This is a genomic window from Polaromonas sp. P1_G4, assembly GCF_056405475.1.
The window spans coordinates 1-1,130 of sequence record NZ_JBFUCA010000868.1 but is presented as its reverse complement, the minus strand read 5'-3'; the positions used below and the strand labels follow the sequence as shown (position 1 = coordinate 1,130).

1 protein-coding gene is annotated in these 1,130 nt (G+C 61.1%); it reads left to right on the top strand.

Features of this window, described 5'->3' with window-relative positions; all coding sequences use genetic code 11:
* Positions 1–210: 210 nt before the first annotated feature.
* Positions 211–1,130: ABC transporter substrate-binding protein (locus AC1D1X_RS24035; RefSeq protein WP_477699446.1), on the top strand; the 920-nt coding region annotated here is incomplete at its 3' end.

Here is a 1,130-nt window from a genome sequence, read left to right as displayed (position 1 = left end):
GTTGCTAACGACGGGTGCGTAGTGGCGATGAAAGGCGCGGGCAGGGCGATGGGCGAGAGAGTAAAACATGGCTATTCCTTGATGGATGAACAAGGGGGGTTTTCCCCTTACACTGCGCGGCGCTCACCGTGATTGCCGCTTGCACCCCAGTTAGGTGTGCAAGCGGTTTATTCAAGCCAAATCAGGCAAAAGACCAGGGTCTATTTTTTTATGCAGAAACACTTGAAACGCTTCCTCATGGCCCTATGTCTTTGCGCCTCGGCGGCGGCGTTCGCGCAGACCGCAAGCCAGCCGCCTGTCCCGGCACCTGTTCGTATTGCGCTGATCGAAAGCCTGTCAGGCGCATTCGCCAATACCGGCGAAGCGGTGTTCCGCAACCTCGTCTGGGCCACTGAGCGCGTCAATGCGCGTGGCGGCGTGAAGCTGGCAKGCGGCCCGCGCAACCTGGTCGTTGAGCGCTACGACAGCAAGGGCCAGAACGAAGAGGCGCTGGCGGCCTTGCGTTCGGCCATTGACGACGGTGTGACCATCGTGGCGCAGGGCAATTCCTCGGCGATTGCGGCGGTGCTCATTGACGCCATCAACAAGCACAACGAGCGTGAGCCGAACAAGCGCGTGGTGTTCCTCAACTATTCGGCGGTCGACCCGATCCTGACGAATGAAAAGTGCAGCTACTGGCATTTCCGCTTTGATGCGCATGCAGACATGCGCATGGCCGCGCTCATGGATGTGCTCCGGGACGACAAGGCGCTCAAAAGCATTTACCTGATAGGCCAGGACTACAGTTTCGGRCAGGCCGTGCTGCGTGAGGCACGCAAGCAACTGGGCGCGCAGCGACCCGACGTGCAGATCGTGGGCGACGAGTTGCACTCGCTGGGCCGTGTCAAGGACTTCATTCCCTATGCCGCGAAGATCAAGGCCAGCGGAGCGCAGGCAGTGCTCACGGGCAACTGGGGCAACGACCTGACGCTGCTGATCAAGGCGGCAAGGGAAGTGGGTTACGAGGGCAAGTTCTATACCTTCTATGGCAACGCGCTGGGCGTGCCGGGTGYGCTGGGCGACGCCGGCGTGGGCAAGGTGATAGCGGTGGCCGACTGGTTCCCGAATGAGGCGGGCGCGCAGTCCGAAGC